General features: G+C 64.7%; 28 protein-coding genes. 6 read left to right on the top strand and 22 right to left on the bottom strand.

Going from position 1 to position 25,655, the window contains the following annotated elements; translation table 11 throughout:
* Positions 1 to 50: 50 nt before the first annotated feature.
* The 13 genes from lepA to HZB53_13405 form a co-directional block, all read right to left on the bottom strand.
* On the bottom strand, positions 51 to 1,853 hold the full coding sequence (gene lepA / locus HZB53_13465) for an elongation factor 4 (protein MBI5878652.1): 1,803 nt from the start codon (positions 1,851 to 1,853) through the stop codon (positions 51 to 53).
* A 289-nt stretch (positions 1,854 to 2,142) separates the two neighbouring features.
* Positions 2,143 to 2,601, bottom strand: coding sequence for a dTDP-4-dehydrorhamnose 3,5-epimerase family protein (locus tag HZB53_13460; GenBank protein ID MBI5878651.1), 459 nt, complete (start codon positions 2,599 to 2,601; stop codon positions 2,143 to 2,145).
* Positions 2,602 to 2,622: 21 nt separating this feature from the next.
* The gene (locus tag HZB53_13455) at positions 2,623 to 3,612 is read right to left on the bottom strand and encodes a sugar phosphate isomerase/epimerase (GenBank protein MBI5878650.1); all 990 of its coding nucleotides are present in this window, start codon (positions 3,610 to 3,612) and stop codon (positions 2,623 to 2,625) included.
* Positions 3,613 to 3,630: 18 nt separating this feature from the next.
* On the bottom strand, positions 3,631 to 4,650 hold the full coding sequence (locus HZB53_13450; GenBank protein ID MBI5878649.1) for a Gfo/Idh/MocA family oxidoreductase: 1,020 nt from the start codon (positions 4,648 to 4,650) through the stop codon (positions 3,631 to 3,633).
* Positions 4,651 to 4,761: 111 nt separating this feature from the next.
* Positions 4,762 to 5,712 (bottom strand): carbohydrate kinase family protein, encoded by a 951-nt coding sequence (locus tag HZB53_13445; protein MBI5878648.1) that lies wholly within the window; start codon positions 5,710 to 5,712, stop codon positions 4,762 to 4,764.
* On the bottom strand, positions 5,709 to 6,506 hold the full coding sequence (locus tag HZB53_13440; protein MBI5878647.1) for a TlyA family RNA methyltransferase: 798 nt from the start codon (positions 6,504 to 6,506) through the stop codon (positions 5,709 to 5,711). The genes HZB53_13445 and HZB53_13440 overlap by 4 nt, the downstream gene beginning before the upstream one ends.
* A 15-nt stretch (positions 6,507 to 6,521) precedes the next feature.
* Positions 6,522 to 7,700: an aminopeptidase P family protein gene (locus HZB53_13435; GenBank protein ID MBI5878646.1), complete on the bottom strand. Its 1,179-nt coding sequence runs from the start codon at positions 7,698 to 7,700 to the stop codon at positions 6,522 to 6,524.
* A gap of 16 nt (positions 7,701 to 7,716) precedes the next feature.
* Positions 7,717 to 8,223 carry a DinB family protein gene (locus HZB53_13430; GenBank protein MBI5878645.1) on the bottom strand — a complete coding sequence of 169 codons (507 nt, stop codon included), beginning with the start codon at positions 8,221 to 8,223 and terminating at the stop codon, positions 7,717 to 7,719.
* A gap of 15 nt (positions 8,224 to 8,238) precedes the next feature.
* Positions 8,239 to 8,355 carry a hypothetical protein gene (locus tag HZB53_13425; protein MBI5878644.1) on the bottom strand — a complete coding sequence of 39 codons (117 nt, stop codon included), beginning with the start codon at positions 8,353 to 8,355 and terminating at the stop codon, positions 8,239 to 8,241.
* 6 nt (positions 8,356 to 8,361) lie between these two features.
* Positions 8,362 to 8,730 carry a DinB family protein gene (locus HZB53_13420; GenBank protein ID MBI5878643.1) on the bottom strand — a complete coding sequence of 123 codons (369 nt, stop codon included), beginning with the start codon at positions 8,728 to 8,730 and terminating at the stop codon, positions 8,362 to 8,364.
* Between the two features lie 8 nt (positions 8,731 to 8,738).
* Positions 8,739 to 9,305: a hypothetical protein gene (locus HZB53_13415; GenBank protein MBI5878642.1), complete on the bottom strand. Its 567-nt coding sequence runs from the start codon at positions 9,303 to 9,305 to the stop codon at positions 8,739 to 8,741.
* Between the two features lie 38 nt (positions 9,306 to 9,343).
* On the bottom strand, positions 9,344 to 9,919 hold the full coding sequence (locus HZB53_13410; protein ID MBI5878641.1) for a hypothetical protein: 576 nt from the start codon (positions 9,917 to 9,919) through the stop codon (positions 9,344 to 9,346).
* 44 nt (positions 9,920 to 9,963) lie between these two features.
* Entirely contained in the window at positions 9,964 to 10,749 is a 786-nt protein-coding gene (locus tag HZB53_13405; GenBank protein ID MBI5878640.1) for an SDR family oxidoreductase, read from the bottom strand.
* A gap of 66 nt (positions 10,750 to 10,815) precedes the next feature.
* Here HZB53_13405 and HZB53_13400 point away from each other — a divergent pair, with 66 nt between their 5' ends.
* Positions 10,816 to 11,718 carry a decaprenyl-phosphate phosphoribosyltransferase gene (locus HZB53_13400; protein ID MBI5878639.1) on the top strand — a complete coding sequence of 301 codons (903 nt, stop codon included), beginning with the start codon at positions 10,816 to 10,818 and terminating at the stop codon, positions 11,716 to 11,718.
* Here the strand turns inward: HZB53_13400 and HZB53_13395 are convergent, their stop codons facing one another.
* From HZB53_13395 to HZB53_13385, 3 genes are all read right to left on the bottom strand, one after another.
* A complete protein-coding gene (locus tag HZB53_13395; GenBank protein MBI5878638.1) occupies positions 11,719 to 12,354 on the bottom strand; it encodes a molybdenum cofactor guanylyltransferase in 636 nt (211 codons plus the stop codon).
* Complete coding sequence (locus tag HZB53_13390) at positions 12,351 to 13,580, bottom strand: hypothetical protein (GenBank protein ID MBI5878637.1); 1,230 nt, start codon at positions 13,578 to 13,580, stop codon at positions 12,351 to 12,353. The genes HZB53_13395 and HZB53_13390 overlap by 4 nt, the downstream gene beginning before the upstream one ends.
* 127 nt (positions 13,581 to 13,707) lie before the next feature.
* Positions 13,708 to 13,950 (bottom strand): acyl carrier protein, encoded by a 243-nt coding sequence (locus HZB53_13385; GenBank protein ID MBI5878636.1) that lies wholly within the window; start codon positions 13,948 to 13,950, stop codon positions 13,708 to 13,710.
* 195 nt (positions 13,951 to 14,145) lie between these two features.
* On the opposite strand from HZB53_13385, the gene HZB53_13380 reads away from it, so the two are divergent.
* On the top strand, positions 14,146 to 15,168 hold the full coding sequence (locus tag HZB53_13380) for a type 2 isopentenyl-diphosphate Delta-isomerase (GenBank protein ID MBI5878635.1): 1,023 nt from the start codon (positions 14,146 to 14,148) through the stop codon (positions 15,166 to 15,168).
* Between the two features lie 5 nt (positions 15,169 to 15,173).
* On the top strand, positions 15,174 to 16,211 hold the full coding sequence (locus HZB53_13375) for a polyprenyl synthetase family protein (GenBank protein ID MBI5878634.1): 1,038 nt from the start codon (positions 15,174 to 15,176) through the stop codon (positions 16,209 to 16,211).
* Between the two features lie 5 nt (positions 16,212 to 16,216).
* Here HZB53_13375 and HZB53_13370 read toward each other — a convergent pair whose 3' ends face one another.
* From HZB53_13370 to HZB53_13345, 6 genes are all read right to left on the bottom strand, one after another.
* Positions 16,217 to 16,774, bottom strand: coding sequence for a hypothetical protein (locus tag HZB53_13370; GenBank protein MBI5878633.1), 558 nt, complete (start codon positions 16,772 to 16,774; stop codon positions 16,217 to 16,219).
* Between the two features lie 4 nt (positions 16,775 to 16,778).
* Positions 16,779 to 17,666 carry a carbon-nitrogen hydrolase family protein gene (locus HZB53_13365; GenBank protein MBI5878632.1) on the bottom strand — a complete coding sequence of 296 codons (888 nt, stop codon included), beginning with the start codon at positions 17,664 to 17,666 and terminating at the stop codon, positions 16,779 to 16,781.
* Positions 17,667 to 17,737: 71 nt separating this feature from the next.
* Positions 17,738 to 18,733 carry a dihydrodipicolinate reductase gene (locus HZB53_13360; protein MBI5878631.1) on the bottom strand — a complete coding sequence of 332 codons (996 nt, stop codon included), beginning with the start codon at positions 18,731 to 18,733 and terminating at the stop codon, positions 17,738 to 17,740.
* A gap of 43 nt (positions 18,734 to 18,776) precedes the next feature.
* The gene (locus HZB53_13355) at positions 18,777 to 20,126 is read right to left on the bottom strand and encodes an aminotransferase class III-fold pyridoxal phosphate-dependent enzyme (protein ID MBI5878630.1); all 1,350 of its coding nucleotides are present in this window, start codon (positions 20,124 to 20,126) and stop codon (positions 18,777 to 18,779) included.
* A gap of 113 nt (positions 20,127 to 20,239) precedes the next feature.
* Positions 20,240 to 20,581 (bottom strand): hypothetical protein, encoded by a 342-nt coding sequence (locus tag HZB53_13350; GenBank protein MBI5878629.1) that lies wholly within the window; start codon positions 20,579 to 20,581, stop codon positions 20,240 to 20,242.
* 74 nt (positions 20,582 to 20,655) lie between these two features.
* Positions 20,656 to 21,915, bottom strand: coding sequence for a molybdopterin molybdotransferase MoeA (locus HZB53_13345; protein ID MBI5878628.1), 1,260 nt, complete (start codon positions 21,913 to 21,915; stop codon positions 20,656 to 20,658).
* Positions 21,916 to 22,620: 705 nt separating this feature from the next.
* Here HZB53_13345 and HZB53_13340 point away from each other — a divergent pair.
* The 3 genes from HZB53_13340 to HZB53_13330 are packed head-to-tail and all read left to right on the top strand — an operon-like array spanning position 22,621 to position 25,645.
* Positions 22,621 to 23,115 carry a hypothetical protein gene (locus HZB53_13340; GenBank protein MBI5878627.1) on the top strand — a complete coding sequence of 165 codons (495 nt, stop codon included), beginning with the start codon at positions 22,621 to 22,623 and terminating at the stop codon, positions 23,113 to 23,115.
* Positions 23,116 to 23,164: 49 nt separating this feature from the next.
* On the top strand, positions 23,165 to 24,355 hold the full coding sequence (locus HZB53_13335; GenBank protein ID MBI5878626.1) for an MFS transporter: 1,191 nt from the start codon (positions 23,165 to 23,167) through the stop codon (positions 24,353 to 24,355).
* A 60-nt stretch (positions 24,356 to 24,415) separates the two neighbouring features.
* On the top strand, positions 24,416 to 25,645 hold the full coding sequence (locus HZB53_13330) for an MFS transporter (GenBank protein ID MBI5878625.1): 1,230 nt from the start codon (positions 24,416 to 24,418) through the stop codon (positions 25,643 to 25,645).
* Positions 25,646 to 25,655 lie beyond the last annotated feature (10 nt).

The following is a 25,655-nucleotide window of genomic DNA, read 5'->3' as shown; positions in this document are numbered from 1 at the left end:
TTAACGTCTTCAGCCGGCTTTGTTGTTATTGCAGGGCGGGCGCGTGCTGACTACTCGTCGTTCAAGCGCAGCACAGCCATGAACGCTTCTTGCGGCAACTCGACACTGCCAAGGCGTTTCATGCGCTTCTTGCCCTCTTTCTGCTTCTCCAGCAGCTTGCGCTTGCGCGAGATATCGCCGCCATAGCACTTGGCCAGCACGTTCTTGCGCAGCGCGCGCACCGTCTGCCGCGACAGTACGCGGCTGCCGACGGCCGCCTGAATTGGCACCGGAAACATCTGGCTCGGGATGACTTCCTTGAGCTTCTTGGTCAGCGCCTCGCCTTTGGCATACGCGTGGTCCTTATGGACGATCAGCGACAAGGCATCGACCGACTCCTCATTGATCAGCACGTCCAGCCGGACCAGATCGCCGGACGCGTATTTCTCGAACACGTAGTCCAGCGACGCATAGCCGCGCGTGCGTGATTTGAGCTGATCGTAGAAATCGATGATCAACTCCGACAGCGGCAGGCGGTATACCAGCATCACCCGCTGCGTGTCAAGGAAGTCCATCCGGTCAAACGCGCCGCGGCGGGTTGTGACCAGATCCATGATCGCGCCGATGTACTCCTTCGGCGTGTAGATCGTGATCTTCATCCACGGCTCGGAGATCTCCTCGATGTCGGTCGGGTCGGGCAGCTGGGCCGGGTTGTCCACAATGATGACCTCGCCGCGCTTGGTCAGCACCTGGTACTCGACGCTCGGCGCGGTCGCGATCAGGTTAAGGTCGTACTCGCGCTCCAGACGCTCCTGCACAATCTCCATGTGCAGCAGGCCGAGGAAACCGCAGCGGAACCCAAAGCCAAGCGCGACCGACGATTCCGGCTCGTACACCAGCGACGCGTCGTTGAGCCGCAGCTTGTCGAGCGCATCGCGCAGCAACGGATACTCCTCGCTGTTCGTCGGGTACAACCCGGCGTACACCATCGGCTTGACCGGGCGGTAGCCGGGCAACGCCTCAGCGGCCGCGCCCTCAACCGTCGTCAACGTGTCGCCGACAGCCAGTTCCTTCACGTCCTTGAGGCCGGTGGCGACGTAGCCGACCTCGCCGGCCTGCAGCGCTTCCGCCGGCAGCATCTTCGGCTTGAACATGCCGACTTCCAGCGCCTCGAAACGGTTGCTGTGCGCCATCGACAGCAGCGGCACACCGGCATGCACCGTGCCTTCCATCACGCGCACATAGGCCACCACGCCCTTATAGGCGTCGTAATGCGAATCGAAGATCAGCGCCTGCAGCGGCCGCGCCGGATCGCCGCTCGGCGCCGGCACATTGCGCACAATAGATTCCAGCAGTTCGTCGACGCCGCTGCCTTCCTTGGCCGATCCGCGGATAATCTCGTCGGCCGGTACCGCCAGCAGATGCTCGACCTCTTCGGCGATCTCATCCGGGCGCGCCGACGGCAGGTCGATCTTGTTGATGAACGGGATAATCGTCAGGTTGTGCTCGAGCGCCAGGTACAGGTTAGCCAGCGTTTGCGCTTCGACGCCCTGCGACGCGTCCACGACCAGCACGGCGCCCTCGCAGGCCGCCAGCGCGCGCGATACTTCGTAGCCGAAGTCCACGTGCCCTGGCGTGTCGATCAGGTTCAGCTCATACTCGCCGCCATCGCGCGCGCGGTAGGTCATGCGCACGGCCTTGGCCTTGATCGTGATGCCCTTTTCGCGCTCCAGATCCATGGAGTCCAGCAGTTGCGCCGACATGTCGCGCAGCGCAATTGTGCCGGTGCGCTCGAGCAGGCGGTCCGAAAGCGTGGACTTGCCGTGGTCGATATGCGCCGTGATAACGAAGTTCCGAATGTGACGCTGATCCATCCCGTTCCTTACTGTAATACTGTTTCGTCCTGAGTATGATCCAATGTCTGGTGCGCAAGTGCAGAGGTCGCCCCCTCACCCCCCAGCCCCTTCTCCCCCGTTGCGGAGGAGAAGGGGGATGAGCTATTGGGGGTAGGGCAGAGATTGCTGTCATACCGCAGATTTTTGCAGCAATCCCGTGGGAACACGCTCATTTCGAAACACTACGAGTCCAAGTACACAACACAGGGGCGCTGGTTCGCCCCTGTGTCAACATCTCAGCCACATATTATACCCGAACCTGCACGGTCTAAGTAATCGCCGCTCGCTTCAACCAGTCATAGCCGATGCCGGGATCGTCGTGCGGGAGGCGGTCCTCGTCAGCCGGGTTGTACGTATTCGACGTAATGTAGAACAGGTGCGCTTCGCCGCTCAATACCTTGCAGCCGTGGGCGACGCCGGGCGGGATCCTTAGCACCTTGTCGCCATACTGGTCGCCGAGGAACAACTCCATCGTCTGCCCGCGCGTCGGCGACTCCGACCGCAGGTCGTGCAGGACGACCTTGAGCGCGCCGACCGGCACATACCACCAGTCAACCTGCTGGCGGTGAATGTGCCACGCCTTGATCACATCGCGGTACATCTTGGAATGCGACCACTGGGCGAACCCCTCGCCGAAGAAGTCGTCCGTGACGCGGATCACTTCGCGGAAGAAGCCGCGCTCGTCGGGGTAAGTCTTGAGTTCCTTCAGTTGCACGCCGTCAATCATCGTCGCTCGCCTTTCGCGCCACTAGATCCACCAGACCTTCGCGGGCTGCTCTTTGAGAATGACGCCGCGCAGGAACTCGACCGCCTTGCCAAGCCCTTCGTCGATCGAAGCCAGGCCGTCCTCGTGCTCGATCGAAATGACGTGATCGTAGCCCGCCACGCGCAGCGCGCTGATCATACGTCGCCAGACCAGCGAGTCGTGCCCGTAACCGACCGAGCGGAACGTCCAAGCGCGGTCGTCCTCGGCCACGCACGCGTTGTCGAGCACGCCGTTGCGCGCGATGTTCTGTGTGTCGATCGCTGTGTCTTTGGCGTGGAAGTGATAGATCGCACCCTTGAGCGCCTTGATGACCGCCACCGGGTCCGCCTGTTGCCAGAACAGGTGGCTGGGGTCGAAGTTGCAGCCGACGTTCTCGCCGCACGCTTCCCGCAGGTGCAGCATCGTCGGCAGGTTGTACACCATGAAGCCGGGGTGCATCTCGACGGCGATGTTGATGCCGTGCGCGCGCGCAAACGCCGCCTCGGCGCGCCAGTATGGGATTGCGACCTCGTTCCACTGGTACGCCAGCATCTCCGCAAATTCGGGCGGCCAATTGATCGTCGCCCAGTTCGGCTGGGTGTCCAGCGCATTGGCGCCAGGGCATCCGCTGAAGACGATCACCGCCTTCACTCCGAGTTGCTCGGCGAGCTGCACGCTGTTGCGCCACGACTCGTGGTAGGCGCGCGCCTGCGCCTTGTCCGGGTGCAGCGGGTTGCCGTGGCACGACAGGCCGCTGAGCATGATGCCGCGCGACGCGAATGCCGCGCGGAACGCCTTCAGCTTCCCCGCGTCGGCCAGCAGGACCGCCGGGTCGCACTGCTGCTGCGCCGGATAGCGCCCGGCCCGCAGTTCGGTCAGCGAGTTGGGTCCGCTGCGCAGTTCAACCGCTTCCAGCCCGAACGACTCCAGTTTGTCCAGCATCTGTTCGAGTGAGAGTTCGTGAAACAGCGGGTTAAAGACACCGAGTTTCATTGCACGTGCCTCCAGTTATCAGTTAGACGCCGGCACAGCCACCGGCTTGCCGCCCTGCCGCGCGCTGGCCTGAATCGCGTCCCACAGAAGCGCGAGACGCAAGCCCAGCTCAGGCGGCGACGGGTTCCCAATCTCGCCGCGCCGCACCGCCAGGAACTGCTGCCAGACGCCAAGCTGCGGCGGCAGCTTCACGGACGCGAAGCGCGGCCGTCCCTGGCGCTGCACCTTGAGCCACGATCCCCACATGTCCGTGTTGATGATCATACGCGAGCCGAACACCTTGATGTCGCCCGCACACGTGGTCACGGTTTCGCCGCAGGCGCCGATCGTCACCAGCACACCGTTCGACAGGCGGCCCATCGCCGACGTGAGAATGTCGACCGGCGCGCCGCGATTGTCCATCCACGCCGCAACCTCGGTGAAGTCCGCGTCGCCCAGCCGGACGATCGAGTTCAGCATGTGCGCGCCGGTGTCGAACAGGAAGCCGCCGCCGGACATCGCCGGGTTCTGCCGCCACGTCCCGGTCTGCTCGGTCTTCCACGACTGCCATACGCTGGCATGGATGGCCGTCACCGTACCGGCCTCGCCGCCGCGAATCCATTCGACCGCGCGGTTCATATATGGGCTGAGCGCCGACTGGAATGCGACGGTCAGTAGGCGGCCGGTACGGTCGCGCGTCTCAATCAGCGAGCGCGCCTCGGCCGCGTTCATGACCATCGGCTTCTCCAGCAGGACGTCGAGACCGGCTTCCATGCAGAGCGCCGTCTGATCGTGATGCAGCGCATGCGGCGTGATGATGAACGCCGCATCGATCGCGCCCTGCCGGTCCGACACGAGCTTCTCGAGATCCGGCTCATTCGGTGGCGGGCGCACGCCGGCCTCGCGAAACACCTGTGCCGACAGCTTGTACTGCTCGGCGCTTGGCTCGCACAGCGCCACGATGCGCGTCGTATCGCGCTGCTGCAGGAGTTGCCGGATATGGTGGCGCGCCATGTCGCCCGCGCCGACCAGAATCATGCGTGTAACTTTCGGTGCCATTTGCCCTACCTTGCTAGATTGCGGTGCATAGAAGTGGCAGGATACTCAACAAGACATCTCAACACAAAGGCACAAAGAAGCCAGATTGGTACTCTTGGTGTCTTGGTGTTGTCAGTCCGGCCACGGCGACAGGGCGTCGATCACGCGCCTGGCCGTCTCGTGCCATCCGGCGGGTGCGCACTGGCCCAACAACTCGCGCACCACAGATGCGCGCGGCAGCGCGTTACCCGCGCCCGTCACGGTGCAGGCCGCCGCGCCGCACGCGTTGGCGAGCAGCGCGCTGGCGGGCCGATCGAGCCCGCGCAGTTGCCCGACGATATAGCCCGCATCGAACGCATCGCCCGCGCCGGTCGTGTCGACCACCCGCGCCGCAAAACCGGGCACGGCGGTCGCCTCGCCGCCGTCCGGGGCTATCACTTCGCAGCCGCGCGCGCCGCACTTGCGGACGATTAGATGGCGCGGCAGCCCGTCATACGGCGTTACGTCGCTCGGCATGACGATCTGGCAGCGGGCCACCAAGTCGGCCAGTTCGGCCGGCCGCAGGCGGACCGGCGCCATGCCGATATCGATCGACACCGGCACGCCCCGCTCGCCGAACAACGCGCACGCCTCAAGCGCGGCGGCGTGCGCGGACGGTGACATGACGTTGTACGACGTCATGTGCAGCCAGCGCGCGCTGCGCAGTTCCGGTGCATGCAGGTCGCGTCCGTCGAGCATCCGGTTGGCGCCCGCGCCGCCCAGCATCGTGCGCTGGCCGTCCGGCGTCACGGCAATGTACGCCAACGCGGTGGTGTGCCGGCCATCGCGCTGGACCCAGCGCGTCGAAAGCCCGCTGGCCGCCATCGCCTGCACCGCAAAGTCGCCGAACAGGTCCTCGCCGACACAGCCAATCATCGCCACCTTGAGGCCGAGCCGGGCGAGCATGACGGCCGTGTTGAGCGTCGTGCCACCCAGCCGCACATGCGTTTCGAGCGACTGCGCGTCGCCGCCGATTGCGGGATACGATTCGAGCCGGGCGAGGATATCAATGACGATATCGCCCAGCACCACGACGTCGCTCATCGCAGCACTTCGGCCTCGGCCAACGCCGAATCGAGCAGCGCCGTACTTGCGGGCGCCATTCGCGCGCCGTCGATGTTCACGTGCAGCAGGAACTCGATGTTGCCGGCCGGCCCTTTGATCGGCGACGCTGTTAGGCCACCTACACTCCAGCCATTCGCCTCGCACAGCGCCAACATGCGGGCCAGCACATCGCGGTGAACGGCCGGATCGCGCACGACCCCGCCTTTGCCTACTCGTCCCTTGCCCGCCTCGAACTGCGGCTTGACGAGCGCCACAAGTTCGCCACCCGGCGTCAGCAGGCGCGCCACCACCGGCAGCACGAGCGTCAGGGAAATAAACGACACGTCGATGCACGCGAACGAGGCCGGTTCCGGCAGCGACTCGACCAGCCGGATGTTCGTGCGGTCCATGACCACGACGCGCGGATCGGTACGCAACTCCCAGGCCAGTTGGCCGTACCCGACGTCGATCGCATATACGCGCGCCGCGCCGCGCTGGAGCAACACATCGGTGAAGCCGCCAGTGCTGGCACCGACATCCGCGCATACGCGCTCCGCGACTGTGATGCCAAACCGATCCAGCGCATGGGCCAGCTTGAACCCGCCCCGCGAGGCATACGGCAGGCCGCCGCGCACCTCAATCCCGGCCTCGGCCGGCACCGTCATGCCCGGCTTGTCCATGCGCTGGCCGTCCACGAACACCTCGCCCGCCATGATCAGGCGCTGCGCTTTTTCGCGGCTCTCGGCCAGTCCCCGCGCCACCACTAGCACATCCAGCCGCTCACGCGCTGCCATGACTTTCGCGCCGCGCTAGATGAGCCAGAGCGACGTCTGCGGATCTTCAAGCAACTCGCAGCCGGTCTCGGTCACGATGACGTCTTCTTCCAGCGCCAGCATACCCGCGTCGGTCTGCACGCCCAGCTCCAGCGTGTAGATCTGGCCCGGTTCCACCAGGCCGTACGGCGTCTGGCCATACCGCTCCCAGTGCGGCCCGAGCAGTGTGGAGCCGTCGTGCGCGGTGCGACCGAGTTGATGCCCAAAGGCGTGCTGGTATTCCGGGAAGCCCGCGCCGGTAATCACTTCGCGGGCGCGCCGGTCCACCTGCCAGCCGGGCACGCCAGGCTCAAGCGCCAGCATGCCCTCGGAGATGGTCTTGATGAGCGCATCGAATGCGACTCGGAGCGGTTCGGGCGCGTCGCGCTCACCCGGCCGGCGCACGTACCACATACGCTGGATATCCGAGCAGTACTCATCCTGTTTCACGCCGAAATCCATGTGCACCAGGTGGCCCGGCTGAATGCGGATATCGGTCGTCGGCGGCCCGTGGCCAATCGCCGAGTCCGGCCCGGAGTTGACAATCGGGTTGCCTGCCTGTGCCCAGGCATAGCCCAGCCCAAGCTCGGCCACGCGCTTCTGCATGAAATCGTACAGTTCGCGCTCGGTCGCGCCGGGGCGGATCAGCGGCGTCACCTCGTCGAACAGGCGCATAGTCGTCGCAATGGCGGCGCGCACGCGCGCGGCCTCGGTCGGCGTCTTGCGCCCGCGCACGCGCGAGACCACCGCATCGGCCGATTGCAGCCGCCCGACGTACGGCGTACCGGCCAGATGCTCCTGCAGTTGCAGAAACATGCCATACGTAAGGCCGTCGGCAGCCACGTTGCTCTTGGAGAAGTTCAGCCCGATCGACTGCGGATCGAGTTCGGACAGGACACCGCGCAGCGTCTCGCCGATGCCCTGCGTGTAGGTGAGCACGCCGGTGTACAGCCCGCTGGCGCGAAAGGCCGCGTCGTCGAACTTGCCAACGATGGCGAAGCGCTCGCCCCGGGTGGTAATGATGACCGCCGCCGGCCAGACCACGCCGGCAGGCGCCACCATGTCCCACGACGGCTCGTTGATCTCGCTCGTTTCGCGCGCGTACAGCAGCCACGCATCGAGACCGGTCTCACGCAGGACGCCGATCGCCTGCTCGATCTTCTCTTGCTGGAGCATAGCAGCGTTCCTTGCGTCAGCTCGGCGGGGGCTGGGACATCACGTAGAAGATGAAGTCGAGATCGCCGGGCGAGAACCCCGCGGCCGTGAGATACTGCGCGATCTCGGCGCGGTGCTGTACGCCGTGCAGCGCGACGGTCGTCATCGCCTGCCAGCGCAGGAAGGTCGAGGTGCGCCCGCCGCGCGTCCGCGACAACTGCGCTTCGAGGTCGGACTCAGTCAGCGACGCGATAAACGCCGCGCGCTGCTCGCGCAGTTCCGCCCAACGCGCCCGGATGAGATCGAGCGTCGTCAGGTCGTCGGCGTTGATGTTTGCCGGCGGTTGGCCGTCGCCTCGCCACGCTTCAAACCAGCGCCATTCTGCCAGCAGGGTGTGTACCAGCGTCTCGTGCACGGAGCGGTACTCCGCCGACATCGGGTCGCGATACTTTGCTTCCGACAGACGCGCCACCTGGTCCAGTAGTTTGGCGTTGGCCCATGCCGCGTGCGCGTAAAGCGACGCGATCAGTTCCTTCTTGCTCATGAATGCGCTCCCCGTCTATTTGCCTATGCAGTACCAGACGAAGTCCAGATCGCCCGGCGAATGGCCGGCGTCGGTCAGCATCGCCGCGATCTCGCTGCGATGCTGGACGCCGTGCGTGGCTGCCGTCGTAATCGCCTGTCAGCGCGGCAGCCTGACGCGCTCGCTACCGCGCTGCCAGACGATCTCTTCGTCCAGCTGCCCCTCGCTCAGCGATTCGAGATACACCTTGCGCTTCGCTACTATATCGGCCCAACGGCCCTTAATCTCCGCGAGCGACGACAACTCGGCCGGGTTGAGCATGGCCGGCGACGGATCGCCCTGCCAACGCGAGAGCCAACGCGAATCGGCGCCAAAGTTGTGTACCAGCGTATCGTGTATCGACTGGTAGCCGCGCGACCAGACTTTGCGATACTGTTCGTCGGACAACTCGCCGATCTTGGCGAACAGCTTCTCGTACGCCCAGGCGCCATAATCGTACAGCGCGATCAACAGTTCTTTGCGTCCCATGAGGCTCCTTATTTGATCGATGCGATGAACTGTTCCACCACGGCGTCGTCCCACTCATCCATGACGCCGGTTACCATCAGCAGCGTGGCGCCGCTCTTGCCGTCGAATCCGGCAAACGCCTGCCGTAAGCGATTGCCGCCGCGCGCCGAACCTTCGTAGATCGACAGCGCCACCGGCTTTCCTTTGATCAGCACGTTCCGCGTTTCGACCAGTGTCTGCGGGTCGCCGCCGGTGCCCAACTGCGCCTGCAGCGACTGGCGCATCTGCGCTTCCATCTGCTCGCGGCGCATGCCGCTCGCCTGCATCAGCATGAAGATCAGGCCGCTGTGCCCGGCGGCTGGCCCGATCATCACCCACTTCGAGGCGAGCACATTCATGCTCATCCGCTCGGCATAACCGGGAGGCGCGGTGTAGTCGGCGATCTGCCGCCCCACCTCGCGCGCCTGCTCCGGGTCGGTCGAGAACACCTGGCCGGCCGCGCGCCCACCGACTAGCAGCGCGGCCGCGCACAACAGCACGCACATCAGGCTCAAGCACCCGACGACGACCAGTGCGATCTTTGCGTTGCGACTCACGGGCAATTCTCCAGACGTGTTCCGGGCGCAGCGTTCAACTAGCGGATCGAGCCGAGGAAACCGTTGATCTCGGCCTGATTCCAGGTGGCCGTGCTGTCGAGAATCATCAGAACCACGGTGCCACCCTTGCCTTCAAACGACACGACGGCCTGGCGCACCAGACCGGCGTCGTTGCTGCGGCCTTCGTAGATCGTCATCGTCGACGGCTTGCCCTTGATCGTCACCTGCTGTGTGCCAACCTGCGTGAACTGAATGTCGGCGTTATTCTGCAACTGCTGCTGGATCGCCTGCTTCATCTGCTGCTCGATCTGGTCGCGGTCCATGCCCTGCGCCTGCATCATCATGTACATCGGCGGCGTTGGCCCGGAACTATCCAAGCGCGCGATGACGACCATCTTCACGACGACCAGGTCCATGCTCAACTGCTCGGAGAGCCCGGCCGGCAACTTGTAGTCGGCGATCTGCGCGCCGACCTGCCTGGCTTTGGCCGTATCGCTACTGAACGCCGACGCGAGCATCATCGGCCCGCCGACAAAGACTGCAATGCATGCGCAGGCGCACATCACCACCAGCAGACAACCGCAGCCCAGAAACAGCTTCATATTCCGGCTCATGGTCAATCGCTCCTCTCAGCATTCAGCCGCACGGCTGGCGCCGCCTAGACGTTGTCCTCGCCCATATCCACCTTGATCACCGTGCCGTTGATCCACGCCACGCGCTCGTCGCACATGGAGACGACAGTCTGCGCCACGTCATCGGGCATCGTCAGGCGCTCACCGGGATTGTGCGCGATCGCCTCGGCAACGATCTTCTCATTGCCGGGGATGCGGCGCAGCGCGGGCGTGTCGGTCACGCCGGCCTGGATGCAGTTGACGAAGATGCCGTGCGGGGCCAGTTCCAGTGCGAGCTGGCGCGTATGCGATTCGAGCGCGGCCTTGGCCGCCGAGACCGGGCCATAGCCGACGATCACGCGGTGGCTGCCGGCGCTCGTCATGGAGAAGATCTTGCTGCCGCGCGTCAACATGCCGCGGCGGAACAGGTCTTGCGTCCAGTAAACAAGCGAGCTCGACATCACATCGAGCGTCATTTCCATCTGCGCCCGGCTGACCGCCTGCTTCGGATCTTCGTGGATGAACGGCAGTAGCGATCCGAACGCCAGCGAGTGCAGCATGACCCAGACGTGGCCGCCTTCTGCCTTGAGCGCCTCCTGCATCTTGTCGAGCGCCATCTGCCGTTTGGCGTCGTCGGCGGCGTTCTGGTTGAAGAACTGTGTTTTGACGCCGGCGGCGTCGCAGTCGGCCTGCACCGCCTTGGCCAGCGGCAGCGTGGTGCGCAGGTCGAAGTGCACGCCAAAGATGTTGAATCCAGCGCGCGCCAGCGCGCGGGAGGTTGCGCCGCCCATGCCGCTGCTCGCGCCCAGAATCAGTGCCCATTTCTCGGTCATAGCGTCTCCTGTGATCGTTGGAATTTGGGATTTGGGGATGGGTTTGTTAATATCGGCTGTATGCAAATGCTCATCGGCTTCATGAAGACCCTGCGTCCGCGCCAGTGGGGCAAAAACTTCGTCGTCTTCCTGCCGTTCGTGTTCACGCTCAACCAGGCGTGGCGCCCGTTCACGTCGGAAATGTACGCGATGCTGGCCCAGACCGTTGTAGCGTTCGTTCTGTTCTGCTTGCTGTCCGGCAGCGTGTACCTCATCAACGACCTGGCCGACATCGAAAAAGACCGCCTGCACCCGACCAAGCGCAACCGCCCGCTGCCGTCCGGGCAGTTGCCGGCCGGGGCGGCGCTGGCCGCCGCGCTCCTGCTCATCGCCCTGACGCTCGCGGCCTCCTATGCCGTGCGGCCGTTGTTCGCCGCCATCGGCATGGCCTACTTCGTAGTCAACATTGGCTACTCGCTAGTGTTCAAGAACTGGGTCATCGTCGACGTGTTCGCCGTGTCGTCCGGATTCGTGCTGCGCGCCGTCGCCGGCGCCGTGGTTATCAATGTGCCCGTATCGCCCTGGCTGTACGTCGTCGCCATCCTCGGCGCGCTGTTCCTCGGCATCAACAAGCGCCGTAACGAACTGGTGACACTCGGTTCCGACGCTGGCAACCACCGCGCCGTGCTGGAGCATTACACATTGCCGCTGCTTGACGAGATGACGTCCGTCGTCACGTCGGCCACGGTCATGGCGTACTCGCTCTACACTTTCTCCGCCGAGAACCTGCCGAAGGACCACTCGATGATGCTGACGATCCCGTTCGTCATCTACGGGATCTTCCGCTACCTCTACCTCATCCACGTCCGGCACGAGGGCGGCGACCCATCGGAACTGCTGTTCCGCGACCGCCCGCTGCTGGTGGCGATTCTGATGTGGGGCGCGGCGGTCGTCACGATCCTCATTCTAGAGCGGTCGCCCGCCCTGTAGTTACGCCCCGCCCAACAACGCCTCCGCCTGCGCCCACTCGTCCGGCGTGTTGACGTTGATGAACGACCGCAGCGCCGGGTCGTACGGCACGACTTCGTCCCGCCGCACCGCGCGCACCCGCACACGATCGAAGTAGCCAATCAGCCGCAGGTCCCCGCTTTGCACCTGCGCGGCCATCGGCTCGATGCAGGTCCGCCGGTACACGGCATGTAGCGGGTGCAGGTCGATCTGCTTGGCCGTCTGGCTGGCGGCTTCCAGCACAGCGCCCGTGCTGAGGTCGGGCACGACCGCATCGTAACCATCTGCCAGCGACACCAGATGCTCCAGCAGGCGTCCGTTCAGAAACGGCATGTCACACGCCACGGCGATGGCGAGCTCAGTCCGTATCGCCACCAGCCCCGAATACAGGCCGCCGAGCGAACCGGCATTGGGTAGCGCATCGGGTATCATCGCCAGCCCAAAGGCGCGATACGCCTCCGGCGAGTTGGTCACGAGCACGATGTCGGCGCAAATCGTTTGCAGCATATCGATGACGCGACCGATCAATGCCCGGCCGCCCAGTTCCATCAACGCCTTGTCGCGCCCCATCCGGCGCGAGCGGCCGCCGGCCAGAATAATGCCGGTGACCGCGCTCACCGCCAGTCCCGCAGGTCGCCGGGCGTGAGCAGCTCGCTGAGCAGGCGCTTGAATACCGCCGCTTTGTCGTGTCGTGCGAACAGTCCCCGCACTAGTTCCTCGCCCACATCGTAGGTGTACGTGTAGGAACGCGAGAGCGGCTCGGTCAGGAAGCGAATGCTGCGCTCGGCCTCCGGCCGGGTGCGGTGGCTGTAACGCATGATGTAGTCCGCCACGACATCGGCCGGCACACTGCCGGCATGCAGCATCAACGCGGCGTTGCCGCTGACTGCGCGCATCGCCTGCTGGGCTTCGTGCAGGCGCAGCACCACATCGACCGGCAGATCATCGTTGACGCCTGCGCGCGGGTACAGCACCTCGCGCTGCCAGCGTTCCCGTTCCTCCGGCGTGAACAGCACGTCGGCCGCGGTCGTCGCGATGCCTTCCGACACCACGCACTCCGGCGCGTTGATCAGCAGCACACTCGCCTCGATCAAGCCTGCCTCCGCATACAACGCGCGCTCTTTGATCGCATGCTCGGTATGATGGCCCGGGTAACCCTCGTGCGCCATCAACTCAACGAACATATCCGCGCGCGCCGGCACATCGGCGTTGACCTCGATCAGCGAATGCCCCGCGCCGCGATACCAGTTGTACGCGCTCCAGGGTTTATCGTGCACCAACGCGATTTCGACCGACTCATCGCCGGGCAATTCAAACAGCGCGCGGGTGCGGCGGCGCGTCTCTTCCATCGCCAGCCGGTAGAGCTCCGCGGCTCTGTCAGCCGGTACTTCGAAGCGCCGACGCCGGGCCTGCATCCGTTCGCGGAGATCCCCGTCGCCCGGCAGCAGGACCGACAGATCGCGCTGCGCAGCGTCCAGCACGCTATCGTCCACCCGCTGCGCTTCTATGTCGTATAGCTCGCGTACCTCGTCGGCATAGGCTGGCGGGTTGCCGGCCAGGATGCGCAGGCTGGCTTGCATCGCGTTGATCTGCACCGACAGAAAGCGGCGACTGCGCGGATCGGATTCACCGCGCGCCACGGCGCCCGCCAGGTCGCGCGCTCGCGACTGCAAATCAGCCAGCGCGATGCGCCCGGCCGTATCGGCGTCACACCGCCATTGCGGCGGCCCGAAATAGGCGTCCAGGTAGCCGGACTGGTGCTGCTCAATCGCCAGCGCCAGCCGCACATAGGCGGCGCCGATTTCCGTGGCGGGCGTTCCGGCGAATTCTGGGACAGCGGTCATGATATGCTCCAGCGCAAACGCGCCCGGAGTGATTTTACCACAGGCAGCCCAGGGTGAAACACAGAGAAGGGATGCCGCATGCGCGGAGCATCCCTTCTCGGCAATCCCGTGGTGGGGGAACAGAACTCTATTTATCGGCCGCTTTTGCGAGATAGTTGACGGCTTCGCCCACGCTGGTGATCTTCTGGGCCTGATCGTCCGAAATCTCGCCGCCGAACTCCTCTTCGAAAGCCATGATCAGCTCGACCAGATCGAGTGAATCGGCCTCGAGATCCTCACGGAAGCGCGCCTCCATGGTGACTTTGTCGGCGTCGGCGCCGAGCTGATCCACGATGATTTTCTTGACGCGCTCGAAGGTATCGGATGCCATTGCTGTCTCCCCTTTCCATTTTTTGGAATGCCTGTTGGATGTCCGTCACAAATGCCGTGAAAGTATACCAGCGTTGGCCGCGTGCGTCAACACATTGACAAGGCGTTGCACTGCCTGTAACATGGTGCATGCGGCCGGCTGCGGCATGTGCGCCGGTTCTGCATGTGAAAACACCGAACTGTCGCATAGGTTACGATGACCAGTCAGCGAAAAATCGACCACGTCCGAATCGTCAGCGAGGAGCCGGTCGAGTTTATCGAGACGAAGAACGGCCTCGAAAAATACCGGTTTATCCACCGCGCGCTCCCGGAGGCCGACAAGGCCGCGATCGACCTGCGGCTGAGCCTGTTTGGCCGCGCCCTGGACGCCCCGCTCTGTATCGCTTCAATGACCGGTGGCGCCGGCGGCACCGGCCCGATCAACCAGCGGCTGGCCGAAGCCGCGCAGCAGGCCCGGATTGCGATGGGTGTCGGATCGCAGCGCGCCGCAATCGAAGACCCCACGCTGGCCGAAACGTACCAGGTGCGGCGCTGGGCGCCCGACATCTTGTTGTTTGCCAATCTGGGTGCCGTCCAGTTGAACTACGGCTACGGTATCGACGAGTGCCGGCGCGCCGTGGAGATGATCGACGCCGACGCGCTCATCTTGCACCTCAATTCAATGCAGGAAGCCGTGCAGGTCAACGGCGACACCAATTTCCATGGGCTGCTTGCCAAAATCGAGCAGGTCTGTCGCGCCCTGTCAGCGCCTGTCATCGCCAAGGAAGTGTCGTGGGGTATCGACGCAGAGACCGCACGGCGACTCGCGGATGCCGGCGTGCAGGCAATTGACGTTGCGGGCGCGGGCGGTACCTCATGGACGGAGGTCGAACGGCGACGCACGGCTGACCCGCGACTCCAGAAGATCGCGGCAACGTTCCTCGAATGGGGTATCCCGACTGCTGAGACGATCGTCGAAGCGCAGCGCGGCGCGCCCAGCCTCCCCGTCATCGCCAGCGGCGGATTGCGCAACGGGCTCGAAGCGGCCAAGTGCATCGCGCTCGGCGCTACGCTTACGAGCATGGCATCGCCGTATCTCAAAGCGGCGCTGTCGTCCACCGAGGCCGTCGCCGAGCGGATCGCGCAGACCGCCGAGGAACTGCGCATCGCGATGTTCGGCATCGGCGCGGCCAACCTCGCACAATTGCGACACAGCCCCCTGCTACGAAAAGTCGACTAGCCATCATGCCTGCGCCTGATCTTTCGATATACCTGGAAGCGATCGACGCTGAGATGCGCGCCGTCATCCGGTCCAGTGAGTCAATGTTGGCGCCGTTCTACGGCATGATGCACTACCACATGGGCTGGGCCGATGAGCAGTTTCGCCCGGCGGTCGTGAACAGCGGCAAACGGTTGCGGCCGGTCTTCTGCTTGCTGGCCGCCGAAACGCTCGGCAGCGACTGGCGGCCGGCGTTGCCGGCTGCGGCAGCCGTCGAGATTCTGCACAACTTCTCGCTCGTCCACGACGACATCGAGGACGGCGACCGCACGCGACGGCACCGCCCGACGCTCTGGACGCTGAGCGGCGTGCCGCACGCCATCAACGCGGGCGATGCGCTGTTCGTGCTCGCCCAGCAAGCGTTGCTGCGGCTGAGTGACCACGACGTGCCGGCCGCGAGCGTACTGCGCGCGGAGCGCATCTTCCAGACCACGTGCCTCCGGCTGGTCGAGGGACAGTTCCTCGACATGCAGGGCGAATCGCTGGCGCAGACCGACCTGCCGTACTATGAACGCATGATCAGCGGCAAGACCGCCGCGCTGCTCGGCGCGTCGCTGGCGCTCGGAGCCGTCGCAGTGAATGCGAGCGATGCGATGGTTGCGGACTGCCAGCGATTCGGGGAAGAATTGGGGCTGGCGTTCCAGATGACCGACGATATTCTCGGCCTCTGGGGCGCGCCCGCGGTCACTGGCAAACCGGCCGGGGCTGACCTGAAACACAAGAAGAAGAGCCTGCCTGTGGTGCTGGCACAGGCCACAGTTGGCGAACTCGGCGACACGATGCGCCGCGTGTTCGCGTTGCCCGAAGTCAGCGATGCCGAAGTGGCAACGCTGCTCGGCCTAATGGACGGAGCGCAGATCCGGCAGCGCGCCGAGCAGGAGGCCAATCGGCACAATGCTATTGCGTGTGGCTGCTGGCAGACTGTGGCTGGTTCAGCCGCGTCGGCCAGCGCAGCCGCGACAGCCAGCGCGCTCGCCGAATCGCTAACCCGCCGCACGCATTAACCGCGCTAGCCGGCGCCTCGGCGGCGCGGCAGGAAGGCCGATACGCGCTGCATATAGCCACGGTAATCTGGAGCGCGCTGCAACAGATCGCGCTCTTCGAGCCACGCCATCACCAGCAGCCACAGAATCCCGCCAAGCGACGCAACCAGCACTGTCCACGATGGCACGACGAGAAACAGCCCGGCCAACTCCAGCATCATCCCCGCGTACACCGGATGCCGAATCCAGGCATACGGCCCGTGCGCTTCGACCGCATCACTCGTTGAAGGGGCCATCGCGCGCGTGCGCAGCGTGCGCACGGACCAGGTGATCAGCACGGATCCGGCCGCCAACGCAGCCCAGCCCGCAAGCGCCGAAGGCATGCCTACTGCATACAGGTCGGGCGAAGGGTCCCAGACGGCCAGCAGATAGCCGCTTGACCAGAACGGGACGCTGACAGCGCGCACAATGAGTGTAGCGCGCTGCCCGCCGGCCACGCCCCAGCGCTGCGAGAAGCGCGTGGTAAACGTACTGAGCCCGCCAAGCGCAAAGCCCAGCCAAAGTGGGAGCAAGAACAGCCACATATCGCTATCCCCGTCTTGAGTCGCCGCGTACGAACGGCGGCGCCACCTCGCTGGATGTCAAAGCAGCATAGCGCCCGGGCTTGCGGTACGCGTTACCCCACGTCTCAGACGCCCGGTATTGGCGCAGCGCACCCAGATCGAAGCGCGCCTGATAGATCGACTCGCCGCCACCGCCCTCGACGATCACCATGTCATGGGAATGGTGTCCGTCAAACGCGATACCGTCGAGGGCGACTGACCTGCCTCCCGACCACGGAGACGGATAGTTGGTCAGCGCGACGGCCATCATGTTCTCGAAGGCGCGTGCATGCAGTTGGCCCATACGATTGGCTTCCATCTCGCACGCATTCGGCACCAGCACAAGTTCCGCGCCAGCCAGCATAAGCACCCGCGCGCTCTCGGGAAACTCGCGGTCGTAGCAGATCATCGCGCCGATCTGCACCGGTCCACCGCCGGTGTCGAGCATGCCAACGGCGAAACCGTCGCCCGGTGTCAGCAAAGCTTCGCGGTCGAAGTCGCAGGTATGCACCTTGGCGTAGTGAAGAACCTGTCGGCCATGCCGGTCGAAGAGCGTGACGCTATTGCGTGGTTGCGGATCGTAGCGCTCCAGATAGGTGATCGCAATCGCCATGTCGAGTTCGCGCGCCAGTTGCGCGAAATGCGCTACAAACGGGCCGTCTGAAGCCACGGCGCTTTCGCGCCAGCGCGCCGCTGCACCTGCGTTGGGGGGATCGGGGATCTGGTAACCGTGGCTCCACATCTCAGGAAACACGGCCAGTTCGGCGCCAGCCCGCTGAGCGCGGCGGCACCACTCGTCGCCCTTGAGCCGGTTCGCTTCTACATCATCGGCGTGAGGCTCCAACTGCATCAACGCCACAGTCAACCCGGCCATGTAATGCCCTCCAACACAAAGAGCGCAGCCACCCGCGCTGCGCTCCTGATCATTGCCCGCGAAGGCTGCCTTTAGCCCTGCTGCCAGTGCGCCAGCGGCAGGTTGTTCGGCGTGATCAGGCCGGCCGCGCCGCCCACCACGCGCGGAATCGAGTTGACCACGATCGCGGCGGTCGCGATGTCGCCATGCAGGCCGCCTTCAATGGTGGACTTGATGTTCGGTGTGCCGTCGATCTGCACCGTGTCATGCGACTGCGGCGCGCCGACATACGCCACCAGTTGCAGCGTGATGCGCTCCTCGCCATTAACGTAGCCGATGCCCGACTGGTCCACGCCGGCAACCGTGCCCGCCTTGACGGTCAGGAATGGCGTCGTCACATCCTGCTTGGCAATGACCGGGTCGATCACTTCTTTGTAATCGCTCAACGTCCAGCCGAACGAGTCGGCAATCATCGTGATCGACTCGCGCAAGCCGACGTGCCGCACCGAGCCATCCGCCACGCGCTTCTGGAACTCCTCACGCGTAATGCCTGCGCCAATCTTCTGCTGGAACGGCAGACGGCGCACGCCGGCATCCTGCATGCGCACGATGCGGATGCGCTTCACGTCCGCGCACGGCGCGGTCAGGAAGATCGGCAGCGCGTCCATCACAAAACCGGGGTTGACGCCGGTCGCGTAGATTGCGACGCCATTTTTCCTGGCGAGCGCGTCGAGTTCGGATACCAACTCGGCATTGTGCGCCTGCGGGTACGACAACTCTTCGCACGTTGAGATAACCGGCAGGCCGGCATTGACAATCGTCTCGAGCTGGCCCTTGACCTTCTTGAGCGCGGACGCGGTCGTCAGCACGACGATGTCGGCGACGTTCTTGTTGACGACGCTCTTCACGTCGTTCGTTACGGTCACACCCAGCTTTTGGCCGTCGCCGAGCAGGGCGCCGAGTTCCTTGCCCACTTTCGCCGGGTCGATGTCCACCGCCCCAACGATCTGCATGTCGCCGCGCTTGGCCACCAGCTTGGCGACGCCAATCCCGATCGGCCCCAGGCCGAAATGCACAACACGAATCATAGTTTCTCCTCAGGTAGTTGGTTCCGTTGCACTGCACGAATGATTAGAGCAGCTTGGCGTCCTGCAACTCGCCGAGCGAGCGCTCGAATGCCCCCAGCGTGGCGGCAAGCACATCGTCATCGTGCGCCATACTCAGCAGACCGGCGCTGTGGAAGACGTGCACACCGTGATGGTACATCGCCAGATGGAACGCCTTGTCGATCTCTGCCGCCGAGCCTTTCTTGAGTGTTTCGAGCGACAGACCGGGATCGCGCAGGTCAGCTTCACCGCGCGCCGCCACCGGCACGCCCAGAATGACGTGGAAAACTGATGCGTCGCCGTACGCTGCACCTTCAATCTCCATGCGGTTCAGGATCTGGTTCATGCCCTTGCGCAGCTTGGCCGCCTGGGCGTCGATAAACGCGTGCACTTTGCCGTCGGCGATCGCGTCGAGGCAGACGATGGCCGCCGCCGCCGAGACCGGATTGGCGTTGAACGTGCCGTTGTGCAGGACTTTGTGTTCGATGTTCCACTCGCGTCCCTTGAACGTCAACTGATCCATGATGTCGCGCCGGCCGGCCACGGCCCCGCCCGGCAGGCCGCCCGCTACGATCTTCGCCATCGTCGTCAGGTCCGGCGTGACGCCGACCCTGCCCTGCACGCCGCCCGGCGACCAGCGAAAGCCGCCGATCACTTCGTCGAAGATCAGTACCGTGTCGTACTTGGTCGACAACGCGCGCAGCGCCTTCAGGAACCCGTCCGGCATCGGAACCTTGGAGTACGAAGCCCCGGTCGGCTCCAGGATGATGCCGGCGATCTTGCCAGTCTTGAGCTCGTTTTCGACAATGCCGAGGTCGTGCGGCACGGTGCGCATCGACTCGCGCACGGTCTCCGGGATGCCCGGCAACTTATTCGACGCCAGCGACTGCAGTCCCACACTGGCATAGTCGTTCCAGCCATGGAAGTGCCCTTCGAAGCGTAAAATGTACGGGCGACCGGTGAACGCGCGCGACAGCCGCATCGCCATCATGGTCGCCTCGGTGCCGGAAGCCACGAAGCGCACCATCTCGGCCGACGGCACCATCTTGACAATGCGCTCGGCCCACTGGATCTCGGCCGGGTGGCTGGCGCTGAAGTGTGTGCCCACGCGCATCTGCTCGGCGACCGCACGCGAGATGGCGGCATAGTTGTGACCGAGGATCAGCGCGCCGTGGCCCATGCCCAGGTCAATCAGTTCGTGGCCGTCGGCGTCCCACTTGCGCGCGCCTGAGGCGCGCAGGATGTAGAACGGGAACGGGTCCTGATGGCGCACATCGTGCGCAATGCCGCCCGGCAGAAGCGTTGCTGCTTTCTCGTGCAAGGCACGCGAATTAGCATTCTCTTTGGTGTATCGCTCGATAATGGCGTTGCTCATCAGACTTCCTTTCAAGGATTGTGGCGGCGGGTTGGGCGGTGGTCACGGACGCACTGCGCGTTGACTTGGTTGTAAACGCCACGCCACTCGTCGCCGATCTCGTCGTGTTGTGCCTAGATCCTCCGGCGCCGCGCCGCGGGGTGTTCTTCGTCCTCGTCGTCGAGTTCGTCCTCGTCGTCGTCCTCATCGTCGCCGAACTCGTCTTCCTCCCCGTCGTCTTCGAGGTCATCCAGTTCGTCGTCGTTCAGAGCCGCGTCGCCGCCCTCCGCCTCGTCCTCATCGGGCGTCAGTTCTTCGTCGTCATCCCAATCTTCATCGTCGATGACACCGGCGAACACTTCGCGGGTCTGCGCCGTCAGGCATCCCTGATCGGGATCATATTCGATCTCCTCGGCCGTGCAGCGGGACTTCTTGTTGAACACACACACATCATAGCGACAAACGATGCGCGGCATACGCCCCTCGCATTGGATGGAATGTCGCAGCCCGCAGGCTGCGTGCTCCTTCCCCCCCCCGCCCGTCCCAGAAACTAGAAAACCGTGTCACTCCAGTCGAGCATTTGCACGTCGGCAGCGTCGCCAGGCCGCAGGCGCGCGACCCCTTCCGGCACCACCAGCAACCCGTTGGCGCGCACCAGCGACGTGAGCACGCCGGAACCCTGCTCGCCGGTCGTCCGCGCATAGTAGACGCCGTCCTCGCGCGTCACGACGGCCCGCACGAAGTTGCGACGGCCGGAGTTCTCAATCTCCTCTCGCACGACGGCGCGCACGGTCGGCGTCTGCCAGCGCACCCAGCCGGCCATCTTGAGGAGCGCCGGGCGCACGAACTGCTCGAAAGAGACCATGGCGGCCACCGGATTGCCCGGCAGGCCGACCAGCGGCACGCCGCGCAGGCTGCCAAACGCCATCGGTTTGCCCGGCTTCATGGCCACCGACCAGAACTCTATATGCCCTTCGCTGGCGAGTACATCTTTGACCATATCGAAATCGCCCACCGAGACGCCGGCCGACGTCAGAAACAGATCGGGCGCGAGCGCCAGCCCCTCCTCCACCTTGGCCGTCAGATGATCGAGCCGATCGCGCGCGATGCCGAGGCAGAGCGGGATGCCCCCACTGCGGCGGACCAGCGCCGCCGTGGAGTACTCGTTGATATTGCGAATCTGCCCGGGGCCGATCGGCTCGTCAATGCTCACCAGTTCGTCGCCCGTGGCTAGAATCGCCACGCGCGGCTGCCGGTGCACCATGACGCTCGCCTGCCCGAGCGCGGCCAGCATGCCGACCTCCTGCGGCCGTATTAACGCACCCGCGCGGATAACCACGACGCCTTGCGTCACGTCCTCACCCGCGCGCCGGATGTTCTCGCCGGCCTGCACGGCGACGAGCACCTGCACGTCGCCGCCGCGCTCGGCCTGTCCCAGGTCACGGGTGCCGTGGCCGCGTGCGCCCAGCCCTTCGCTCGTATGCTCGAAACGCACCACCGCATCGGCGCCGGCCGGCAGCGGCGCGCCGGTCATGATACGCACAGCCTCGCCATGCGACACGCGCACAGACACGGGTGCGCCCGCCGGGGCGTGACCGGTCACGCGCAAGGTTGCTGGAACCAGCTGAACGTCCGCCGCGATGACAGCATAGCCGTCCATCGCCGAATTGTCGAACGGGGGAATGTTGAGGCCCGCCGCCACATCCGCCGTGGCAATGCGCCCGAGCGCATCGAGTAACGGCACCTGTTCGGGGGGCAACGGCATGACTTGCGCCAAAATACGCGCGCGCGCTTCTTCGACCGAAATCAAACCATTGCTCACAGACGCTCCTGTGCCATTATAGCACGCAGAATAACGCTGTCAATGACGATTTTTTCGAGGCAGCAATTCTCATTTTGGCTTCAGACGGACACTTCCCATGCCGGCTTGCTATGAACTGGCCCCTGGTGCTTGTTACGCAGGCTGCCTCGACAAGAAAGCGACGTTGCCCTCTCCCCGACCCCCTCCCAACTTCGTTGGGAGGGGGCGAGATTCTAAGGGGATGAGAGGGGGCAACCTGGTGGACGGACTCCAAAATGAGAATTGCTGTTTTCGAGGAGACAGAGCGGCCCCGCAGCATGCCTGCGTCAGACCGCGAACTGGGTTCATTCCAGTTTTCGGGCCGGAGTTGGGCCGGTCGTCGGCCTACAGCTCTTCGTGCCGTTGTCCGCTGGCCTCCCGCCAGCGGACGCTTAACGGTCAGCGGTGCTGTCCAGCGGCTTCGCGCCGCTGGACGTTAAGCACGCCTGGGCTGGAGGCCCAGGCGCAACGAAGCCACTGACCAGCGCGGGCATCCAGAGGTGTTGACTCTGGACTCCCGCTTTTGCGGGAGTGACGTCTTGTTCTGCCACAGACAGCGGTTCTCCCTCAATCTGACGCGCACCCCCGCAAATTCGCACAGTGGACACCCGGCCGCATTATTGAGTAGAATAGCCGCAGCCAAGTCCCCCATTCCTCGGCCAACAAGGAGGCATTGTGGAAGCGTTTTACCAATCGGTCGCCGGGTTCTGTTTCACACTGATGGGTCTGTGGTCGGGCGTCGTGTCGCTGCGGCGTCAGGAGTGGCTCTTTGACCCGGCGCGCCGGCGCATGGCGCACAGCGTGTACCTGGGCTTTTTTCTTCCCGCCGTCATGAGCCTGCTCGCCGCCGCCATCCCCGATCAGAAGATCATATGGCAAATCGCGTTCTTCAGTTCGGCCGCCTTTGGCTTCGTGTCGACGGTCCTCTTCATTGCGCGAGAGCCGGCCGGCGAGTTCAGCTTCTTCGTGCGGCGCAGCCGCTGGCTGGTCGCGCTACTGTACGCACTGGTCGCGATCGTGGCCCTTTTCCCGGACGCGGTCGGACTGCTCGGCATCACCCTGAAGCCGTTACAGATCGAAGCGGCCATGTTGGCGGTGCTCGTGTTCCTCGGCGTTGCCTACGCCTGGGAGTTCACGATGGAACCGGCCGCCGGCGAGCAACGGCCATAAACACGGACGGCACGTCGACATGCTCCCTCCTTCGCCTTATCGTTGGGTAATGCTCGCGCTCGTCGTGGCCTGCTACACGGCGTTTGGCATCCTCTCGTCGTCGCTCGCGCCGCTGGTTACGCCGGTCATGCACGACCTGCACCTCGACGCGACGCAGATGGGATTCGTGCTGGGCACCTGGCAGCTTGTGTACATCTTCGTCGCCTTCTGGGGCGGCGCGCTGGTCGATCGCTTCGGTCTGAAACGCGCCATAACGGCCGGCATGCTGTTCCTCGCGCTATCGGCAGCGCTGCGCGGCTTTGCCTCGGACTTCACCAGTCTGGCGCTCGCCGTCGGCCTATTTGGCATCGGCGGCCCGATGATCTCGTCCGGCATCCCCAAGCTCGTGTCAACGTGGTTCAGCGGACGCGAGCGCGGCACGGCGGTAGGCATCGCCAACATCGGGCCGGCGCTCGGCGGCGTCATCATCCTCTCGACCGCCAGCAGCATCCTCGTGCCGCTGACGGGCTCCTGGCGCGGGTCGCAGGAGATTACCGCCGGCGTCTGCCTGATCGTCGGCATCGTCTGGTGGCTGCTGGCGCGCGATCTGCCCGAACAGGCCGACGATAGCCCCCACGTGGTGCGCGCCTCCGGGCCGCTGGCGGCGATGGGCCACCTGCTGCGCGTGCGAAATGTGGCCGTCATTCTGGGCGGCGCCGCCGCAATATTCGGGATCGGTCACGGACTCGGCCAATGGCTGCCAAACGTGCTGGAGGCTAAAGGGTTGTCGCCGACCGAGGCTGGTTTCTTCGCGTCGTTCTCGACGGCGGCAGGGATAATCAGCACATTGCTGTCGCCGCGCATCGCGGCGGCGGGCAACCGGCGGCTGACGATCATGATCATGTTCGGCGGCCAGTTTCTGGCGCTCACCGGCCTGTGCCTGCTGGCCGGCCCGGGGCTGGCACTTCTGCTGCCTGTGCTCGGATTCTTTCGGCAGGGCATCGGCCCGCTCGTCCAGCTCATATTGATGGAGACACCCGAAGTGGGCACGCGGCACATGGGCACGGTCGGCGGCTTGTACTTCGCGCTTGGAGAGATCGGCGGCTTCGGCGGCCCATTTGTCATGGGGTGGCTGCTCGACCTGACCGGCAGTTTTGCGTCGGGCATTCTCATGTTGGCCGCATTGGCGCTGCTGCTGGTCGTGCTGGCATCCCTTCTGCAGGAAGGACGCCACGCCACCTTGAATGCCCTGCCATCCTAAGCCGCCGGTTAGCGGCGATTCTGCTTGCTCCTTTGGTTAGCAAGGCGTATAATGCCCTCCGTGCAACCGAATCGAACACCGCTTCCGGCATGGCAGTGGAATCAGTACCTGATCACGCTCGCATCGTTCACGACCTTCTCTGGCTTCACCTTCTTCAGTCCGTTCATCCCCCTGTTCGTGCATAGCGAGCTTGGAATCGAGAGCCTGGCCGAAGTCGCATTCTGGTCGGGCGTCCTGATCGCGGCGCCGCCTTTGCTGTCGGCGCTCAGCGCGCCGTTCTGGGGCTCGCTCGCCGATCGCTACGGGTACCGCGCCATGGTGCAGCGGGCGATCCTGACGTTCGTCGTCGTGGTCGGGTTGATGGCGTTCGTCACCAACATCTGGCAGATGCTCATCTTGCGCATGTTGTCCGGATTGCTTGGCGGCTTCAACGCCATGGGCATGGCGCTGATCACAAACGTCACCCCGAAGACGAAGACCGCGCAGGCCGTTGGCCTGTTTCAGGGCGCGCGCACGTTCAGCAACGCCTTCGGGCCGCTGCTGGGCGGCGTGCTGTCCGCCTGGATCGGCATGCGTCCGACGTTTATCGTCAGCGCCGCGTTGTTCGTCGGCGCATTCATCATGTTGCGCCTGTTCTGGCGCGACGAGGTGGAAGAGACATCCGGCGCCCGCAGCACCTCACGCTCGACCGTGTCGCTCTGGAATGCAGTGCGCACGCCAGCATTCTTCGCCGTGATGATCGCGCTGTTCCTGACGCAGGCAGTCGACCAGTCGTTCGGGCCGATCCTGCCGCTGGTCGTCCAGCAGATGCAGCCCAGCGACACGGCATCGGCGACGCTGTGGACCGGCCTGATCGTCTCCGTCGCCGCCGTCGGCGCGACGATCTCCGCGATGGCCGCGGGCCGGCTGGCGACCAAGTTCCAGCCGCGCTCGGTGCTGCTATTCACCCTGCTGGCTGGCGCGGCCGTTTGCGTGCCGTTGGCTGCCGCGATGACGACGCCTGGCCTGCTATTCTGGCGCGCACTGCTGGGATTGTTGGCCGGCGGCTCCGCCACGCTGGCGTACACCGTAGGCGGCACGCACCTGCCCGACGAGTTACGCGGTTCGGGCTTCGGGCTGCTCACGTCGGCGGCGTTGCTGGGCGGCGCGGTCAGCCCGCTGGTGTACGGGGTCATTGCCGGCGTGGATCTGCGGCTGCCGTTCACCCTCAACAGCCTCGTCTACGTCGCCGTGTTTGCCTGGGTGTTGGTGGCGCTGCGCAGCCGCCGCACACTGGCGCATCCCGGTTAGGCGAGGCACG

The sequence above is a fragment of the Chloroflexota bacterium genome (assembly GCA_016235055.1).
GTDB lineage: Bacteria > Chloroflexota > Anaerolineae > JACRMK01 > JACRMK01 > JACRMK01.
The sequence above is the reverse complement of the archived record's forward strand: the minus strand, read 5'-3'. Positions and strand labels throughout refer to the sequence as shown.

Excerpts from the sequence above, each read along its gene's own strand:
- HZB53_13350 (MBI5878629.1), bottom strand. The coding sequence starts at position 20,581 with ATGCCGCGCATCGTTTGTCGCTATGATGTGTGTGTGTTCAACAAGAAG.
- HZB53_13335 (MBI5878626.1), top strand. The coding sequence starts at position 23,165 with ATGCTCGCGCTCGTCGTGGCCTGCTACACGGCGTTTGGCATCCTCTCG.
- HZB53_13450 (MBI5878649.1), bottom strand. The coding sequence starts at position 4,650 with ATGGCACCGAAAGTTACACGCATGATTCTGGTCGGCGCGGGCGACATG.
- HZB53_13360 (MBI5878631.1), bottom strand. The coding sequence starts at position 18,733 with ATGATTCGTGTTGTGCATTTCGGCCTGGGGCCGATCGGGATTGGCGTC.
- HZB53_13375 (MBI5878634.1), top strand. The coding sequence starts at position 15,174 with ATGCCTGCGCCTGATCTTTCGATATACCTGGAAGCGATCGACGCTGAG.
- HZB53_13430 (MBI5878645.1), bottom strand. The coding sequence starts at position 8,223 with ATGAGCAAGAAGGAACTGATCGCGTCGCTTTACGCGCACGCGGCATGG.
- HZB53_13380 (MBI5878635.1), top strand. The coding sequence starts at position 14,146 with ATGACCAGTCAGCGAAAAATCGACCACGTCCGAATCGTCAGCGAGGAG.
- HZB53_13455 (MBI5878650.1), bottom strand. The coding sequence starts at position 3,612 with ATGAAACTCGGTGTCTTTAACCCGCTGTTTCACGAACTCTCACTCGAA.
- HZB53_13400 (MBI5878639.1), top strand. The coding sequence starts at position 10,816 with ATGCTCATCGGCTTCATGAAGACCCTGCGTCCGCGCCAGTGGGGCAAA.
- HZB53_13445 (MBI5878648.1), bottom strand. The coding sequence starts at position 5,712 with ATGAGCGACGTCGTGGTGCTGGGCGATATCGTCATTGATATCCTCGCC.
- lepA (MBI5878652.1), bottom strand. The coding sequence starts at position 1,853 with ATGGATCAGCGTCACATTCGGAACTTCGTTATCACGGCGCATATCGAC.
- HZB53_13390 (MBI5878637.1), bottom strand. The coding sequence starts at position 13,580 with ATGACCGCTGTCCCAGAATTCGCCGGAACGCCCGCCACGGAAATCGGC.
- HZB53_13365 (MBI5878632.1), bottom strand. The coding sequence starts at position 17,666 with ATGGCCGGGTTGACTGTGGCGTTGATGCAGTTGGAGCCTCACGCCGAT.
- HZB53_13370 (MBI5878633.1), bottom strand. The coding sequence starts at position 16,774 with ATGTGGCTGTTCTTGCTCCCACTTTGGCTGGGCTTTGCGCTTGGCGGG.
- HZB53_13420 (MBI5878643.1), bottom strand. The coding sequence starts at position 8,730 with ATGGGACGCAAAGAACTGTTGATCGCGCTGTACGATTATGGCGCCTGG.
- HZB53_13460 (MBI5878651.1), bottom strand. The coding sequence starts at position 2,601 with ATGATTGACGGCGTGCAACTGAAGGAACTCAAGACTTACCCCGACGAG.
- HZB53_13435 (MBI5878646.1), bottom strand. The coding sequence starts at position 7,700 with ATGCTCCAGCAAGAGAAGATCGAGCAGGCGATCGGCGTCCTGCGTGAG.
- HZB53_13355 (MBI5878630.1), bottom strand. The coding sequence starts at position 20,126 with ATGAGCAACGCCATTATCGAGCGATACACCAAAGAGAATGCTAATTCG.
- HZB53_13405 (MBI5878640.1), bottom strand. The coding sequence starts at position 10,749 with ATGACCGAGAAATGGGCACTGATTCTGGGCGCGAGCAGCGGCATGGGC.
- HZB53_13410 (MBI5878641.1), bottom strand. The coding sequence starts at position 9,919 with ATGAGCCGGAATATGAAGCTGTTTCTGGGCTGCGGTTGTCTGCTGGTG.
- HZB53_13440 (MBI5878647.1), bottom strand. The coding sequence starts at position 6,506 with ATGGCAGCGCGTGAGCGGCTGGATGTGCTAGTGGTGGCGCGGGGACTG.
- HZB53_13385 (MBI5878636.1), bottom strand. The coding sequence starts at position 13,950 with ATGGCATCCGATACCTTCGAGCGCGTCAAGAAAATCATCGTGGATCAG.